General features: G+C 56.5%; 14 protein-coding genes. 12 read left to right on the forward strand and 2 right to left on the reverse strand.

Annotated elements, in window-relative coordinates:
• On the forward strand, positions 1 to 359 hold a 359-nt coding region (locus PAG01S_RS12560), incomplete at its 5' end, for a PTS transporter subunit IIC (protein ID WP_303745181.1).
• Positions 360 to 474: 115 nt separating this feature from the next.
• On the opposite strand, the gene PAG01S_RS12565 is transcribed toward PAG01S_RS12560, so the two are convergent.
• Entirely contained in the window at positions 475 to 888 is a 414-nt protein-coding gene (locus PAG01S_RS12565; protein ID WP_010247064.1) for a helix-turn-helix domain-containing protein, read from the reverse strand.
• A complete protein-coding gene (locus PAG01S_RS12570; protein WP_010247063.1) occupies positions 885 to 1,196 on the reverse strand; it encodes a type II toxin-antitoxin system HigB family toxin in 312 nt (103 codons plus the stop codon). The genes PAG01S_RS12565 and PAG01S_RS12570 overlap by 4 nt, the downstream gene beginning before the upstream one ends.
• Before the next feature lie 440 nt (positions 1,197 to 1,636).
• On the opposite strand from PAG01S_RS12570, the gene PAG01S_RS12575 reads away from it, so the two are divergent.
• The 11 genes from PAG01S_RS12575 to PAG01S_RS12625 all read left to right on the forward strand — a co-directional run bounded on the left by PAG01S_RS12575 (position 1,637) and on the right by PAG01S_RS12625 (position 16,398).
• Entirely contained in the window at positions 1,637 to 3,190 is a 1,554-nt protein-coding gene (locus PAG01S_RS12575; protein WP_062758874.1) for a pyridoxal phosphate-dependent decarboxylase family protein, read from the forward strand.
• A gap of 10 nt (positions 3,191 to 3,200) precedes the next feature.
• Positions 3,201 to 4,493 carry a lysine N(6)-hydroxylase/L-ornithine N(5)-oxygenase family protein gene (locus tag PAG01S_RS12580; protein ID WP_062758876.1) on the forward strand — a complete coding sequence of 431 codons (1,293 nt, stop codon included), beginning with the start codon at positions 3,201 to 3,203 and terminating at the stop codon, positions 4,491 to 4,493.
• A 1-nt stretch (position 4,494) separates the two neighbouring features.
• Positions 4,495 to 6,849, forward strand: coding sequence for a GNAT family N-acetyltransferase (locus PAG01S_RS12585; protein WP_062758877.1), 2,355 nt, complete (start codon positions 4,495 to 4,497; stop codon positions 6,847 to 6,849).
• 77 nt (positions 6,850 to 6,926) lie between these two features.
• Positions 6,927 to 8,153 (forward strand): MFS transporter, encoded by a 1,227-nt coding sequence (locus PAG01S_RS12590; RefSeq protein ID WP_062758879.1) that lies wholly within the window; start codon positions 6,927 to 6,929, stop codon positions 8,151 to 8,153.
• Positions 8,154 to 8,471: 318 nt separating this feature from the next.
• Complete coding sequence (gene nudI / locus PAG01S_RS12595) at positions 8,472 to 8,897, forward strand: nucleoside triphosphatase NudI (protein WP_022624355.1); 426 nt, start codon at positions 8,472 to 8,474, stop codon at positions 8,895 to 8,897.
• 347 nt (positions 8,898 to 9,244) lie between these two features.
• Positions 9,245 to 10,879: a TIGR04028 family ABC transporter substrate-binding protein gene (locus PAG01S_RS12600; RefSeq protein ID WP_062758880.1), complete on the forward strand. Its 1,635-nt coding sequence runs from the start codon at positions 9,245 to 9,247 to the stop codon at positions 10,877 to 10,879.
• A 12-nt stretch (positions 10,880 to 10,891) separates the two neighbouring features.
• On the forward strand, positions 10,892 to 11,833 hold the full coding sequence (locus PAG01S_RS12605) for an ABC transporter permease (RefSeq protein ID WP_062758882.1): 942 nt from the start codon (positions 10,892 to 10,894) through the stop codon (positions 11,831 to 11,833).
• Positions 11,830 to 12,681, forward strand: coding sequence for an ABC transporter permease (locus PAG01S_RS12610; protein ID WP_062758884.1), 852 nt, complete (start codon positions 11,830 to 11,832; stop codon positions 12,679 to 12,681). The genes PAG01S_RS12605 and PAG01S_RS12610 overlap by 4 nt, the downstream gene beginning before the upstream one ends.
• Positions 12,678 to 14,297, forward strand: coding sequence for a dipeptide ABC transporter ATP-binding protein (locus tag PAG01S_RS12615; protein WP_062758885.1), 1,620 nt, complete (start codon positions 12,678 to 12,680; stop codon positions 14,295 to 14,297). The genes PAG01S_RS12610 and PAG01S_RS12615 overlap by 4 nt, the downstream gene beginning before the upstream one ends.
• Positions 14,294 to 15,301: a putative FMN-dependent luciferase-like monooxygenase gene (locus PAG01S_RS12620; RefSeq protein ID WP_062758887.1), complete on the forward strand. Its 1,008-nt coding sequence runs from the start codon at positions 14,294 to 14,296 to the stop codon at positions 15,299 to 15,301. Before PAG01S_RS12615 ends, PAG01S_RS12620 begins: the two co-directional genes overlap by 4 nt.
• Positions 15,298 to 16,398, forward strand: a complete 1,101-nt coding sequence (locus tag PAG01S_RS12625; protein WP_062758889.1) for an alkylhydroperoxidase domain protein — start codon at positions 15,298 to 15,300, stop codon at positions 16,396 to 16,398. The genes PAG01S_RS12620 and PAG01S_RS12625 overlap by 4 nt, the downstream gene beginning before the upstream one ends.
• Positions 16,399 to 16,400: the final 2 nt, after the last annotated feature.

The raw sequence follows: 16,400 nt of genomic DNA on the forward strand, positions 1-16,400 counted from the left end.
AGCTGCATTGGGTATTGATTCTGCCGGGTGTGGTTCCTCACTTCTTCTGTGGCGCTACGGCTGGCGTGTTTGGTAATGCGACCGGCGGCAAGCGTGGTGCGATTTGCGGTGCCTTTGCTCATGGCCTGTTAATCACCTTCCTGCCTGTCGCCCTGCTGCCGGTACTCGGACAGATAGGGCTGACCAACACCACCTTCTCGGATACCGACTTCGGCGTCACCGGCATCCTGCTGGGTAATATGGCTCACTTTATGGATAAGGGAACCATTACTATGATTATCACCGGCATTTTTGGCTTGTTAGTGATTTATAACTTTACGGCTAAAAAGAAGGTGCCTGTAGAAACGAATGCAGGGTAATAGTAACGCTTAATGGCAACCAGAAAGGGCAATGAGCGCTTTCTGGTTGTTTGCGGAATACCTTCATCATTCAGTTTCCAGAAAAAAAACCGCACTCATATAAGTTCAGGCTAAGTTATTCAGCGAATGCTTCAAACGGCAGGTTAAAACGCGCTGCCAGTCGGGCTTTATGTTTATCCGTCAAAGGACGATCACCACGCAGGATACGACTGACATAAGAGCGCTGCCCTATTTCATCCGCAAAAGAGGATTGAGTCAGGCCGTGCTGATCCATGATGACTCGCAAAAGTGCTACTCCGCGCGGAATAGCATCAGTACGCGCGTTAAACGCAGCGAACTCAGGGGCGCTGTTTTCGTATCGGGCGACTTTATCAGACAGTATCTCTACTAACGGGCTGTCCGGCTGGTGCTCAACCAGATATTCAACCAGTTCCAGCGCCTGCTCGTAGTCCCTTTTATCGGTACTGCCTCCCAGAAAGGGAACAATTCTGACCAGGTCATTGGTCGCCTGGATTGCTTCGGTAATCATTCTTTACTCTCCCGGTACTTCTTCACCAGCTTGTCATATTCCGCATGCGTCACGATGTGTTTGATAAAAATTTTGCCGCGATCAAAGTCAGCATAAAACATGATTCTCAGGCTGTTTCCGCCCACATCGATTACCCACCACTTTTCCCGGTACTTCATGCGGTCAAGGCTCTGAAAGCGAATTTTCAGCGCATCTGGCGTGGCAAAGTTTTCGTCCCTTAGGACCAGATAAGCCGCATCCAGTGCGGAGGCATGATTTGGATAAATTATTGCCGCTTCCCTGAACGGCCCTCTTGAGATGATATGCATTTTTCTCTCAAACTTTCCATGTTGGAAACATTCTAACCCACAAAGCTAATGTTTCCAACATAGAACACATGCAGATGAGTTCTGAATGAATTGCTGGCGCTAAACCTAGTAAAAAAAGGACTATTCCGATCCAGAAAAGTGATCAACATCACATTTTCAACATTAGACATACTAATAAATAAAATTTAACAACAAAACATTTGAATGATAATGATTAACATTTACACTCTCATCCGCATATAACAAAGCGTTTAACGCTGCCAAATCCACAAATAATATGCGGTATTTACTCTTTTTAAGGTGAAAACACTAATCCATTTAATGGTCAGGGTTTTTATCTGGTTAGTTAGTTTTATGTTTACTGGAGTTGTTGAGCGGACATCCAACGCTGCTGACCTTACGTCGGCAGGGTCACTGGTATTAACGCACAGGAACTGAACATGCTTTTACGCTCATCCACTCAGGCGGCACAGGATCTCGCGCCAGCATCCAATGCCAGCGGTGCCGAAACGGCTATTTTTAACGATCAGCAACTGGCGGCCTGGTCGCAGCAGACTCAGGAGGTGCTGGCGCTGATGACCCGTTCCGTTACCGGCGTTGAGAAGCCTTTCAGCGGTATCCTGCCCCATGAACTGGCGGCGGAATTCAGTGAGGTCGATCTCGATCGTCCGCTGGGTAACAACGATGACGCCCTGACAGAGCTGAGTCAGCTCTATCTGCGTGACGCCGTCTGGTTTCACCACCCTAAATATCTGGCGCACCTGAACTGCCCGGTCGTGCTGCCCTCTCTGATGGCTGAGCAGATTATGGCGGCAGTGAATAGCTCGGTCGACACCTGGGATCAGAGCGCAGGCGGTACGCTGATTGAGCAGAAGGTGATCGACTGGACGCTTGGCCGCATCGGCCTGCCTGCCGGATCTGATGGGATTTTCACCAGCGGCGGCACCCAATCCAACCTGATGGCAATGCTGCTGGCGCGTGATAGCTGGTGCGCGGCACATCATCCGGGGCATCTGATTAAGCATCGCGGCCTGCCTGAGACCGCGTCGAAATGGCGAGTGTTTACCTCAAAACTCAGCCACTTCAGCATCCAGAAATCGATGGCGATTTTAGGGCTGGGCTATGACGCAGTTATCGCCGTTGATCACGACGCCCACTACCGTATGGATGCAGCGTGCCTGGCGCAGGAGATCGAAAAATGTCGCAGTGAAGGGCTGATCCCGATTGCTGTGGTTGCCACCAGCGGCACCACGGACTTTGGCAGCATCGATCCGCTGCCGGAGATTGCCCGTCTCTGTGACAATTATGGTTTGTGGATGCACGTTGACGCCGCTTACGGCTGTGGGCTGCTGGTCTCTGAGAATCATCGCTCACGCCTGAATGGCATTGAACGGGCTGATTCCGTCACCGTCGATTATCACAAATCTTTCTTCCAGACCGTCAGCTGCGGTGCGTTCTTTGTGCGGGACAGCCACAACCTGAAGCATGTCACGCACCATGCAGATTACCTGAATCCGCTCAGTGCCCAGCAGGAAGGCACACCGAATCTGGTCAACAAAAGCATTCAGACCACCCGCCGATTTGATGCGTTGAAAATGTGGCTGACCCTGCGCGTGATGGGTCCGGCGGCGCTGGGTGACGCTTTCGATACGCTGATAGAGCTGACACAGGCGGCTCATGAGCGGTTAACTGCGCATTCTGCTATCGAAGTGCTGCACGCGCCTGAGCTGACCACCCAGATTTTCCGCTACGTGCCCGGCAAAAACGCCAGCGACGCACAGATCGACGAAATCAACGCCGCTATCCGTAAAGCGCTCTTCCGCTCCGGCAACGCAGTGATTGCCGGAACCAAAGTCGATGGGCGTCAGTACCTGAAATTCACCCTGTTAAATCCCACCACGACCATCGCCGACATCGAAGATGTGCTGAGCCTGATCGCGCACTATGGCCGCGAGCAGGTACGTGCGTCTGCGCTGAACGCGGCGAAACAGTGAGAGCTCTGAAATGAATAATTCCGTTTACGATTTTATTGGTATCGGTATCGGCCCTTTCAACCTGAGTCTGGCCTGTCTGAGTGAGCCGGTTGAGGGACTGAACGGTCTTTTCCTGGATGAGAACCCGGGCTTTGACTGGCACACCGGCATGATGCTGGAAAATGCCCATCTGCAGACGCCGTTTATGGCCGATCTGGTGACGCTCGCCGATCCGACCAGCCCTTACAGCCTGCTTAACTACATGAAGGAAAAGGGGAAATTATACTCTTTTTATATCCGTGAAGACTTCTTCCTGATGCGCAAAGAGTATAATCAGTACTGCCAGTGGGCCAGTTCGCGGCTCTCTAATCTGCGCTGGAACAGCCACGTTGAGTATGTCAGCTACGATGAGGCGGCTGGCGTCTATCACCTTCAGGTGACCGACATCCGGAATGGTCAGAAACAGAACTATCTGGCACGACATCTGATCCTCGGCACCGGGCCTAAAGCCTGGATGCCGGAGTGCAGCCAGCCGCACCGCCAGCGCCTGACGCACTCAAGCCACTATCTGGTCAACAAAGCGGAACTGCAGCAGAAGCGTTCCATCTCCGTGCTGGGCAGCGGCCAGAGCGCGGCAGAAATCTATTACGACCTGCTGACCGATATCGACCGCTTTGGCTATCAGCTCAACTGGATCACCCGCGCGCCGCGCTTCTATCCGCTGGAGTACACCAAGCTCACGCTGGAGATGACTTCGCCGGAGTGGGTCGACTATTTCCACGCGCTGCCCGCCAGCACCCGCGACGAACTGAATGCGCGCCACAAGAATCTCTACAAAGGCATCAACAGCAGCCTGATTAACGACATTTATGACCTGATGTATGTCAAACAGCTCGACGGCGATCTGAACGTTAACCTGTTTACTCACTCGGCGCTGACCGCTATGCGCTGGCTGCCGCAGGGAGAGTTTGAGCTGACGCTGCATCAGGAGGAGCAGGATTGCACCTTCACCCGTCGCACCGAAGGACTGGTGATGGCGACCGGCTATCACTACCAGCCACCGATGTTTTTAGAGGGCATAAACGCCCGCCTGCGCTGGGATGACAAAGGCCGCTACGACGTGCAGCGCAACTACAGCATCGATTATCACAATCAGATCTTCGTGCAGAACGCCGAACTGCACACCCACGGCTTTGTTACGCCGGATCTCGGCATGGCCTGCTACCGCAACTCGGTGCTGCTGCGCGAACTGACCGGACGCGAGGTCTACCCGATCGAGCGTCAGATTGCCTTCCAGACCTTCCCGGCTAAATCGGAGCACTGAGATGAGTTCACAAACACTGTTCAGCGCCGCCCGCCCCGCAGGCCAGTTCACCCTGAGGCCCATGCTCGCCAGCGATGCGCCGCTGATTCATAGCTGGGTCACCCGCGATTACGCCCGCTTCTGGGGTATGCAGCAGCAGAGCCTGAATCAGGTCGCTGAGTTCTATCAGACGCTGAGTGCAGCCGATCCCCATGCTGCGCTGATTGGTTGCTGCAACGACCAGCCGGTCTGCCTGATTGAGTGCTATCGCGCCTGCGACGATGAGGTCGGCAAATTTTATCCTGCCGCACCCGATGATTACGGCATGCATATTCTGATTGCCCCCGCCAGCCAGCCGATCAGAGCCTTCAGCTGGCAGGTCTTCACGCTGGTGATGGACTACATGTTCAGCCGCCCCGAGGTGCGCCGCGTGGTGGTAGAGCCAGATGTGTGCAATGAGAAGATTCACGTGCTGAATAAGCGTGCCGGGTTCCGCTATCAGCACACCATCGACATGGGTCATAAAACCGCCTGGCTGGCCTTTTGCCAGCGGAAAAATTATCAACACGCGTTACTGCAGGAGTCGCAGACTATGAACACCCCCTCTTCGCTGATGAACGGTACACATCTGACGGGCGACCACTGGGCGCAGGCAAACCGCATGCTAATCCGTAAAGCGATTGCCGAGTTCGCGCATGAGAAAATCATTACGCCACAGGAGTCGGGCAACGGCAGCTATCAGCTTGCGGTGCCAGGCGGTGAAGCGAGCTACCATTTCCGGGCGTCGCGGCTGGCGCTGGATCACTGGGAAATCGACGCCGACTCACTGCGCAAGCAGGAGAACGGTCGTGATCTGCCGCTGGATGCGCTGAAATTTATCGTGGAGTTTAACGGGGAGATCGGTATTACACAGGCACTGCTGGCGACCTACATGGAAGAGATCAGCAGCACGCTGTGCAGCAGCGTTTATAAGCTGCAGAAGAATAATCCTGACAGCCAGGCGCTGGTCTCAGCCGATTTCCAGACGGTGGAAGCGGCGATGACCGAAGGCCATCCCTGCTTTGTTGCCAACAACGGGCGTATTGGCTTCGATGCCCATGATTATCTGGCGTATGCGCCCGAGGCCGCCGCGCCCGTTCACCTCATCTGGGTCGCGGTCCATCGCCGCAACGCCCATTTCTCCAGCCTCAGCGAGCTGAGCTATGAGCAGTTGATGCGTGATGAACTGGGCGACACCACCCTGGAGCAGTTTACTGCGCAGCTGGTGAATAAAGGGCTGGCGGTTGAGGAGTATATCCTGATGCCGGTGCATCCGTGGCAGTGGCAGAACAAGCTGCTGACCGTGTTTGCGGCAGACATCGCCAGTCACGATATTGTTTATCTCGGCACCGGAGACGATGCTTACCAGGCGCAGCAGTCGATCCGCACCTTCTTTAACCGCAGCCAGCCCGCGAAGCGCTACGTGAAAACCGCCCTGTCGGTGCTGAACATGGGCTTTATGCGCGGACTGTCCCCCTACTATATGGCGACAACGCCTGCGATAAACGGCTGGCTGGAACAACTGGTTGCTGGCGATGCGTGGCTGAATCGCTGTGATTTCCGCATCCTGCGCGAAGTCGCGGCGGTCGGCTATCACAACCGCTACTATGAGCAGGCGATCAAAGGCGACTCCGCCTATAAAAAGATGTTCGCTGCGCTGTGGCGGGATAATCCTGCGGCCAGCCTGCAACCCGGCCAGCGTCTGATGACCATGGCCTCTTTCCTGCACGTCGATCATCATCAGCAGGCACTGCTGCCAGCGCTGATAGCGGATTCTGGTTTGCCCGCGAAGCAGTGGATAGAACGCTACCTGACCTGCTATCTCAGCCCGCTGCTGCACTGCTTCTATCAGCATGACCTGGTGTTTATGCCGCACGGTGAAAACCTCATCATGCTGCTGGAGAACAACGTGCCGGTCAGTGCATACATGAAGGATATCGGCGAAGAGATCGCCGTGATGAATCCGGATGCGGTGCTGCCGGAAGGCGTGCAGCGTCTGGCCGTGGATGTGCCGGAGAACCTGAAGCTGCTCTCAATCTTCACCGATGTGTTTGACTGCATCTTCCGCTTTATCAGCGCGATTCTGCATCAGTCAGGAACGCTGCCGGAGGAAGAGTTCTGGCAGGCGGTGGCGCAGTGCGTGAAGGATTACCAGCAGGCGCACCCGGAGCATGCCACTAAGTTCGCGCGCTATGACATGTTCGCGCCGGAGTTTACCCGCTCCTGTCTGAACCGCCTGCAGCTGGCGAATAACCAGCAGATGATAAACCTCGCCGATCCCGCTGAGAACCTCAAGTTCGCCGGAACGCTGAATAACCCGATCGCCCGCTGGCGATAAGCGTTACACCGTCACGCTGAAATTATGCGGTCACCCTGGTGGCCGCTTTTTTAATGGCTTTATCGCAGGTATCCGTAATGGTTTCTTTTGAACCGGTCGCGCAACTGACCCGACGACATCTGATCTTCCCGCTGTCGCTGGTGTTGTTTGAGTTCGCTACCTATATCGCTCACGACATGATCCAGCCCGGCATGCTGCTGGTGACTCAGGAATTTAAGGTTGGGCCGGAGTGGGTCTCTACTTCGCTCACCGCCTATCTGGCCGGTGGCATTATGCTGCAATGGCTGCTTGGCCCCCTCTCTGACCGTATCGGGCGGCGTCCGGTGCTGCTCAGCGGCGTGGCCTTTTTTATGCTCTCGTGTGTGGCGACGCACTGGGTGCAAAGCATTGAGCAGTTCGTCCTGCTGCGTTTTCTGCAGGGCGTCAGCCTCTGTTTTATTGGCGCGGTAGGCTACGCGGCGGTGCAGGAGGCGTTTACGGAATCGCTCAGCATCAAAATGATGGCGCTGATGGCCAACGTCGCCCTGCTGGCCCCGCTGGCCGGTCCGCTGGCGGGCGCGGCTTTTCTTACCGTGGGTGAATGGCGCACCCTGTTCTGGCTGATTGGCGCTATTGCGGCGCTGGCGCTGGCAGGTCTGTGGTATGCGATGCCCGAAACCGCAGGTGACCGGCAGAAACCGCTGTCGCTGCGATCGATTATCAGCGGTTACGCGGCATTGCTGAAGGATCGTCAGGTGATGCGCGGCTCGCTGGCCATCGGACTGGTCACTGTGCCCTGCATCGCCTGGGTCGCATTGTCGCCGGTGATATTAATCCACGATGCGGGACTCAGCCGCATCGACTATGCGTTATTACAGCTGCCGGTCTTCGCCGCCATGATTGCGGGCAACCTGACGCTGGGACGCTTATCCAGCCGTCTGCCCATTGAACAGCCGTTACGGCTCGGGGCCTGGCCGGTGGTCTGCGGGCTGGCAATCGCAGTAACCGCTACCGTGCTAAATCCGCAAAGCTATCTGTGGCTGACTGCCGGAATTAGCCTCTACGGCTTCGGCGCCGGGCTGGTCAGCGCCGGACTCTATCGCATGACGCTTTTTTCCAGCAGCGCCGGAAAAGGCAGCGTGGCAGCGATGCTCGGCATGGTGAGTATTCTGATCATCGCGCTGGGCATTGAAGCAGCCAAAACCGCCTATTTTAGTTACGGCACCGGCGGCTTCAGTGTGGTGAACCTGATCTGCGGTCTGCTGTGGCTGGTTCTGGTCAGCGCTTTTCTACGAGCAGACCAGCGGAAATTGTGCACGGAATAATCGAATATATTTAGCAGTGCGATATAGTACTTGCCCGCACTGCTAACCATAAAGAATCCGATTACGGCATCATTAAAGCGTGATCGCCGCACCATACCCTTACAATATCCATGGTTATAATCTTTCTGATTTGAGGATTCTTAAGAGTGCTTCCTGGTTTTTATAACAGGAATGCCACTTTTGTGACATCGGTGTCAGAAGCATTGTCTCGCTAAGCTGTTGAGCGGTAAGTATGACCAGAAAAATGACAAAACAACTATCGGCCTTCTGAACCGCCCATTTCAGATCTGGAATTTTTAACATCAATAAGGAGAAGTAATGCGACAGAGAGTCATTGTGTGCCCGGTCATTCAAAATGAGGGTAAATATTTGCTATGTAAAATGGCATCTGACAGGGGTGTTTTTCCTGGACAGTGGGCTTTGCCAGGCGGCGGAATGGAGCCAGGTGAAACAATCGAAGAAGCATTAAAGCGGGAAATCAGGGAAGAATTAGGCGAGGCGCTCAAGATAACAAATATCACACCCTGGACGTTTCGGGATGATGTCAGAATCAAAACCTATTCTGATGGAATGACTGAAGAAATTTATATGATCTATCTTATCTTTGATTGTCTGAGCGCAAACCGAACAATAACCTTCAATGAAGAGTTTCAGGAGATTATCTGGGTAGAACCTGAGGCTTTAAAAAACATTGATCTGAATGAAGCCACCCGGATTACGTTTAGCCAAAAAGGACTTATCTGAATATGCATTGCAGGATCTCCTTAAAAGTCTATCGATAACTTAAGTACGATTTTAGCTAAACGGGGCAGTGCTTATGCAATGGAAAACTTCAGCGTTTTCTGGCATGTCCAGTGTTTCAACACTGCCTCATCTTACACTCTATTCATGGGCTCCCTGCTCTGGCAATGGATGCCGATTTACACTTTGAACGTTTATCTTAGGTCATCCCATTCAGACTAATATCAACCACCCAATCCCGCATTTATTTTTTTCAGATAAGCTTTGACCAAATCGTTACTTTATCTGTGTGTTGCGTCATTCGATGATGATTCCGCCTGCTGAGGCAATTGATAACAAAGGAATTCACCATGAAGACGTTATTTCCCCTTAAACCACGCGCACAAACGCTGGTTTTTACTTTACTTGCCGGGACTCTGACCTTTAACGCGGTGGCTGCACCGGTCAAAGGCGGTACGCTGATTTATCTTGAACAGCAGGCACATACCAACCTCTATCCGCCTGCCGGTGGCTTTTACCCTAATGGCGGCATTCTCAATCAGATCACCGATAAATTAACCTGGCAGAATCCCGAAACGCTGCAGGTTGAACCCTGGATTGCAGAAAGCTGGACTACCAACGCCGACAAAACCGAATACACATTTAAATTACGGCCTGGCGTGACTTTTTCCGATGGCACACCATTAGATGCGAACGCGGTGGCGAAAAACTTTGATACCTACGGGCTGGGAAATAAAGCGCTGCGCCTGCCGGTATCGGAAGTGATTAATAACTATGAACGCAGCGAAGTGATCGACCCGCTGACGGTGAAATTCTATTTTAAAAAACCCTCGCCCGGATTTTTACAGGGCACCGCCACCATTGGCTCTGGCCTGGTCTCGCTGAGTACCCTGGCGCGCAGTTTCGATCAGCTGGGCGATGCGCGTCACATTGTCGGCTCCGGCCCGTTTGTGGTCAGTGATGAGAAGCTCGGTCGGGAGGTGGATCTGGTAGCGCGTAAAGATTATCAGTGGGGACCGAAAAACATTCAGCAGCAAGGTCCGGCCAATCTGGATGCGATAAAAGTGATCGTGACGCCGGAAGACAGCGTGCGTATCGGTGCACTGCTGGCGGGCCAGGCAGGCCTGATCCGTCAGGTGCAGGCCTACGACGAGAAGCAGGCTAAAGATCAGAACTTCCCGGTTTATGCCGCGCCGACCCGTGGTGTAAACGACAGCCTCAGCTTCCGTCCGGATAATCCGCTGGTCAGCGATATCCGGGTGCGTCAGGCGCTGCTGCACGCCACCAATGCGAAACAGGTGGTTGATACGCTCTTCTCGCCGAACTATCCGCAGGCAACCTCGGTCGTGGCCACCACCGCCGCCGGCTACGTCAATCTGGCGGACAAACTCACTTTTGATCTGACAAAAGCGAAGGCACTGCTGGACCAGGCGGGCTGGCAACCGGGTGCCGATGGCATCCGTGAAAAAGCAGGCCAGCGACTGGCGCTAACCGTCTATGAATCACTGCCGCAGCCGCAAAACAAAGAGGTGCTGCAACTGGTGGCACAGCAGTGGCGCCAGGCGGGCGTCGCCCTCAGCGTTAAAGCGGGCGATGCCGGCAGCAAAACGCTGGATAATCTCGACCCCCTTAAGACCCCGCTGAACGTCACCGAAGTCGGCCGCGCCGATCCCGACGTGATCAAAAGCAGTTTCTATCCGGCTAACCGCGACAACCTGCTGCAGAAAGGCGGCTCCAGCGACAAAGTGAAAAACTTCCGTGATGACAAGCTGAACCAGCTGCTGGTCGCCATCTCCGCTGAAGTTGACCCGGCAAAACGATTACAGCTGACCGGTGACGTTCAGCGGTATCTGCTGGACCAGGCCTATGTGATTCCGATCTTTGAAGAGCCGCAGGTCTATGCCGGTGCGCCCTGGCTGAAAGGGGTCAGTTTTGAAGCGGTGGGCCGTCCGGCACTCTATGGCGCCTGGCTGGAAAAACAGTAACCGGAGGTGAGGATGCGTCATTATCTGCTGCAACGCGCTGGCCTGGGGGTATTGGTCCTGTGGGCCGCGTTTACCCTGTCGTTTGTGCTGCTGCAGGTGCTGCCAGGCGATGCGGTCCTGATCAAATTTCAGAATCCGGATCTCGGCCTGAGTCCGCAGCAGATTGCTGAGATGCGTCAGGCCTATGGCGCGGACAGCCCGCTGTGGCAGCAATATCTGCACACGCTGGTGGCGATGCTGCACGGCGACTTCGGCTATTCGGTGCAGGCGGGCGTGCCGGTCAGTGAACTGCTGACCAGCAATCTGCCTGGCACGCTGCGACTGGCCCTGTGCGGCTTTTTGCTGGCGACACTGCTGGCATTCGTGCTGGCGACACTGTCGCGGCTGCCTGCCCTGCGCGGCCTGCGTAATCTGCTGCAGTCACTGCCCGCGCTGTTTATCTCAGTGCCGACCTTCTGGCTCGGCATAGCCCTGATTCAGCTCTTCTCATTCCAGCTGCGCTGGATCCCGGTAATCAATCCCTCACCGTGGCAGGGACTGATTCTGCCCATTATTACGGTCGCCGTTCCGATCTCAGCGCCGCTGGCTCAGATTCTGTTGCGCAGCATCGATGAGGTTTCAACCCGGCCTTTTGTGGCGGTGGCGCGCGCCAAAGGAGCCAGCGAGCACTATGTGCTGTGGCGGCACATCCTGCGCAACGCCATGCTGCCGGTGCTCACCGTGGCGGGCCTGCTGCTGGGAGAACTGATTGCCGGTGCGCTGATTACCGAAACGGTGTTTGGCCTGGGCGGTCTCGGTCAGCTGACGCAGCAGGCGGTGAACAATCAGGATGTGGCGGTGTTGCAGGCGGTAGTGATGATCTCCGCGCTGGGTTTTGTGGTGATCAACCTGCTGGTGGATCTGCTGATGCCGCTGTTTGACCCGCGCTTACAGCTGTTACGAGGTGCAACATGAGTCTGGTTGATTACGCTGCCGCGCGGCAACCCGTGGCGGCAAAGAGGCGCACTTTACAGTTTTCGCCGGGCCTGTGGCTTGCCGTTTCAGTCATGCTGCTGGCCGTACTGGCGGCCCTGTTCCCGGCCCTCTTTACCCAGGCCAGCCCGATTGAAGGCGTTGCGGGTGCACAGCGACTCGCACCGCAGGCCGGACACTGGCTCGGCACCGATCAGCTCGGCCGCGATCTCTTTGCCCGCATCGTTTACGGCGCGTCCCATTCGCTCTCCGCCGCCGTCATGGCGGTGGCGATCGGACTGCTGGCAGGTACCGCGCTGGGTCTGGTGGCAGGGTCTATCGGTGGCAAAACTGAATCAATTGTGATGCGCGCAGTGGATGTCCTGCTGGCGATTCCGGCGCTGCTGCTCTCTCTGAGCGTGCTGATTTTACTCGGCTTCGGCACCCTGAATGCCGCATTAGCAGTGGGCATCGCCTCCATCGCCAGCTTCGCCCGACTGGCACGCGCCGAAGTGGTGCGCATCCGTCACAGCGAGTATGTCGAAGCGGCTTACGGCAGCGGCGGCCGCTTTTTCAGCGTGCTGTGGCGTCACATTCTGCCCAATGCGCTGACGCCGGTGATCGCCTATGCCGCCCTGCAATTTGGTCAGGCGATTCTGGCGCTGTCGACTCTGAGCTTCCTCGGCTACGGCACCCCACCGCCGGTGCCGGAATGGGGTCTGTTAATCGCTGAAGGGCGTAATTATCTGGCTACCGCCTGGTGGCTGACCACTTTTCCTGGTGTGGTGGTGGTCGCTGTGGTGCTCGCAGCCAACCGCATCAGCCAGCAACTTTCTGGAGGACGCCGATGAGCGCTCAGCCGTTACTCGCGGTCAATAATCTGACGCTAAGCTATCACAGCGGCAACCGTTGGCAGCCGGTGGTACATAACGTCAGCTTCGAGCTGCAGCCCGGTGAGATGGTGGCGCTGGTCGGGGAGTCCGGCTCCGGTAAAACCACTACCGCACAGGCGATAATGGGTCTGATGGCGGAAAATGGCCGCCGCGAAGGGGGCGAAATCCTGCTCAACGGCGTGGATATCAGCCAGTGGTCGCAAAAGCGCTTCGATACCCTGCGCGGTGCGCGCATCAGTCTGGTACCGCAGGATCCCGGTAATTCCCTGAATCCGGTGAAAACGGTCGGCGAACAGGTGGAAGAGATCCTGCGACTGCACCTGAAATTACCGTCAGCGCAGCGCCAGCAGCGGGTGGTTGACCTGCTGAATCGCGTCGGCCTTAGCCATCCGGAACAGCGGGTTAAGCAGTATCCGCATCAGCTGTCGGGTGGCATGAAGCAGCGGGTATTGATCGCCATTGCTCTCGCCCTGCAGCCGGAGATCATTATTGCGGATGAGCCGACCAGCGCGCTGGATGTCACGGTGCAAAAGCGCATTCTCGATCTGCTGGACAACCTGCGGCAGGAATCCCGCACCGCCGTGCTGTTTGTCACCCACGACCTGGCGCTGGCGGCGCAACGCGCAGATCGTATTATCGTGTTTCGTCACGGCGAGATTCAGGAATCGGGCCGCACTGAACAGGTTATCAGCGCGCCTGCTCATCCTTATACCCGTCAGTTACTGAATGATGCGGCACCACAGCGACCCGCCAGAGTTAAATCTGCAACCGCCCGTTTTTCTGCCCCCGCCATCCGGGCAACCGGCGTGATGAAAAGCTTTTCGCTGGGCAAACAGCAGCGTTTGCAGGCGCTGAACCAGGTCAGCTTTCAGGTTGCGCGCGGCACTACGCATGCACTGGTAGGCGAATCCGGCTCAGGCAAAACCACGCTGGCGCGCATCGTTATGGGTTTTGAAACCGCAGACAGCGGCGAGGTGACGCTGGATGGCATCGTGGTCAACGGATTACGCGGCGAGGCGCTGCGTCAGCTGCGGCGGAAGATCCAGTTTGTCTATCAGAACCCATTTGCCTCGCTCGATCCGCGTCAGACGCTATATGCAATTATTGAAGAGCCACTGCGTAATTTTGAGCGACTGAGCCGCAGTCAGCGCCGTGAGCGCGTAGAAGGGATGACCACGCGGGTGGCGCTGCCGCTCTCTCTTCTGTCACGTCATCCTCACGAACTTTCCGGCGGACAGCGGCAGCGTGTGGCGCTTGCGCGGGCACTGATCTGCAAGCCGGAGATTCTGGTACTGGATGAGGCGACCTCGGCGCTGGATGTCACGGTGCAGGCGCAAATCCTCGACCTGTTGCAGCAGCTCCAGGCCGAACTGGGTCTGACCTATCTGTTTATCACGCACGACCTGGCGACGGTGCGGCAGATTGCCGACAGCGTCACGGTGTTAAAAGCGGGCGAAGTCGCAGAGCAAGGTGACGTTGTCACTATTTTCAGTGCGCCACAGCATCCTTATACCCGGGAATTAATGGCTGCCATTCCTCCGCTTATTCCCTTAACCCACAAGGAGTCAGCATGAGCCGACGTCTCGGATTTTTTACCCGACTGCTGGATAAGGTGCCGGCGAAACAGCGCTATCAGCTGGCCACCGAACAGATTCAGCATGCCGAACGCTGCGGATTTGATAATGCGTGGATTGCTCAGCACCATTTTCATCAGGATGAGGGGGGTCTGCCGTCGCCGCTGCTCTTCCTGGCGCATGTCGCCGCGCAGACCCGCACCATCCGGCTCGGCACCGCCATCATCACCCTGCCGATGGAAAATGCGCTGCGGGTGGCTGAAGATGCCGCAGTACTGGATCTGCTGGCAGATGGGCGGCTGGAGATCGGGCTGGGCTCCGGTGGCACGCCGGATTCGTTTTTGCCGTTTGGTCTGACCTTTGCCGAGCGCGGTGCCGCTTTTGCCGACCATCTGCATACGCTGCTCAGTGCCTGGCGCGGGGATTCACTGGGGCATCCTGATAATCATCTCTATCCCGCCGCGCCGCAGCTTGCCGGACGGGTGTGGATCGCCACCTTCTCGGTTGAGGGCGCGATCCGTGCCGCTCAGGGCGGCCATGGCCTGATGCTGTCCCGCACCCAGCCGCGTCCGGCGGGCCAGCCTGAGCTGCCGCTGGATGCATTGCAGAATCCGCTGATCGATGCCTATCTTGCGGCACTTCCTGCGGGAACCACTCCGCGCATCCTCGCCTCCCGTACCGCATTCGTGGCCGATTCTGACCGCTATGCCCGTCAGGTAGCTGAACCGGGAATTCGTCAGCAGGCTGCGCAGTATCGTGGCGAATTACGCGGTGAACGCTTTGATGACCTGCTGGCGCAGTTTGATGCCCATGTTGGCGGCATCGATCAGGTGCAGCACTCGCTGGCGCAGGATAGCGCACTGGCGCGCGTCACCGACATCTCATTTCAGGTGCATTCGGTTGAGCCTTCGCATGCCGACACGCTGCGCTCGATTGAACTGATTGCCCAACATCTTGCGCCCGCGCTTCGTGCCGCTGGCGAACCTCACAGGAGAATTTCATGAATCAACCTGACGATTTGATCGCCACACTGGCAGATATCAATCCCGATTCCGAACTGGCCCATGCGCGCCAGACACGTCACGCCGCCACACAACATGCTCAGGGTAGCTACACCCTGTTGTTTAGCCAGGGTGATGAAGATTTTCCGCTGGCGGAGCGCCGTCTGCTGGCCGCTCAGGTTGCCGGCTGGCATGCACAACCCGGCCTGCAGGCGCACTACCAGCCACAGGAGAGTCTGGCCGGGAGTGATCGGATCAACGCGGCACAGGCTTTTGCCCATCGCCTGACCTTTGAGCCGGTTACTGCTGCTCCCGCGCATCTGGAGCCTTTGAAACAGGCGGGCTGGAGCCTGCGCGGCATTGTCACACTGGCACAGCTGGTGGCGTTTGTCAGTTTTCAGAGCCGGTTGCTGGCGGGTCTGCGCAGCTTACAGGGCGATGAGGCGTCGGGTGAGGTTGCCCCGGTAGTCGCCGGTCACTGGCACGAGGCCTTACATACCGCCAGCGGCAAAACTGCCCTGACCGCGTTTACGCAACAGGAACTCGGCTGGGAGCCCTGGCTGCCGGCAAAACCGCTGTCGGAATTCAGCGAGGAAGAGCAGGCGACACTGGCAAAATTCGGTCACACCCACTCCGACTATTTTCGCCTGCTGGCGCGCAATCTGCCGTTGCTGGAGCAGCGCACCCTGACCGATAAAGGCATTTTTTATACCGCAGGAGGGCTGCCACGCGCCGAGCGCGAACTGGCTGCCACCGTGGTGAGTAAGGTCAACGGCTGCATTTACTGCGCCTCAGTCCATGCGCGTAAAGCCAGCCAGCTCTCAAAGCAGGATGAAGCGGTACAGAAGCTGCTGAATGTCGCACCCGGCGCGGTGTTATCTCACGGACACACCGCGCGCTGGCAGGCGATCATCGCATTCTCAGCAGCACTGTCGCTGACACCTGCCCAGCCGACACAGTCGCAGCTCTCTGCACTGCGTGAACAGGGTCTGGATACGCTCGCCCTGCTCGATCTGATTCAATCAACCGCCTTTTTTGCCTGGGCTAATCGCCTGATGCTGACGCTGGGCGAACCTTTTCTGCCGGAACAACAGGGATAATC

This window comes from Pantoea agglomerans NBRC 102470 (assembly GCF_001598475.1).
In the GTDB taxonomy this organism is placed as follows: Bacteria; Pseudomonadota; Gammaproteobacteria; order Enterobacterales; family Enterobacteriaceae; genus Pantoea; species Pantoea agglomerans.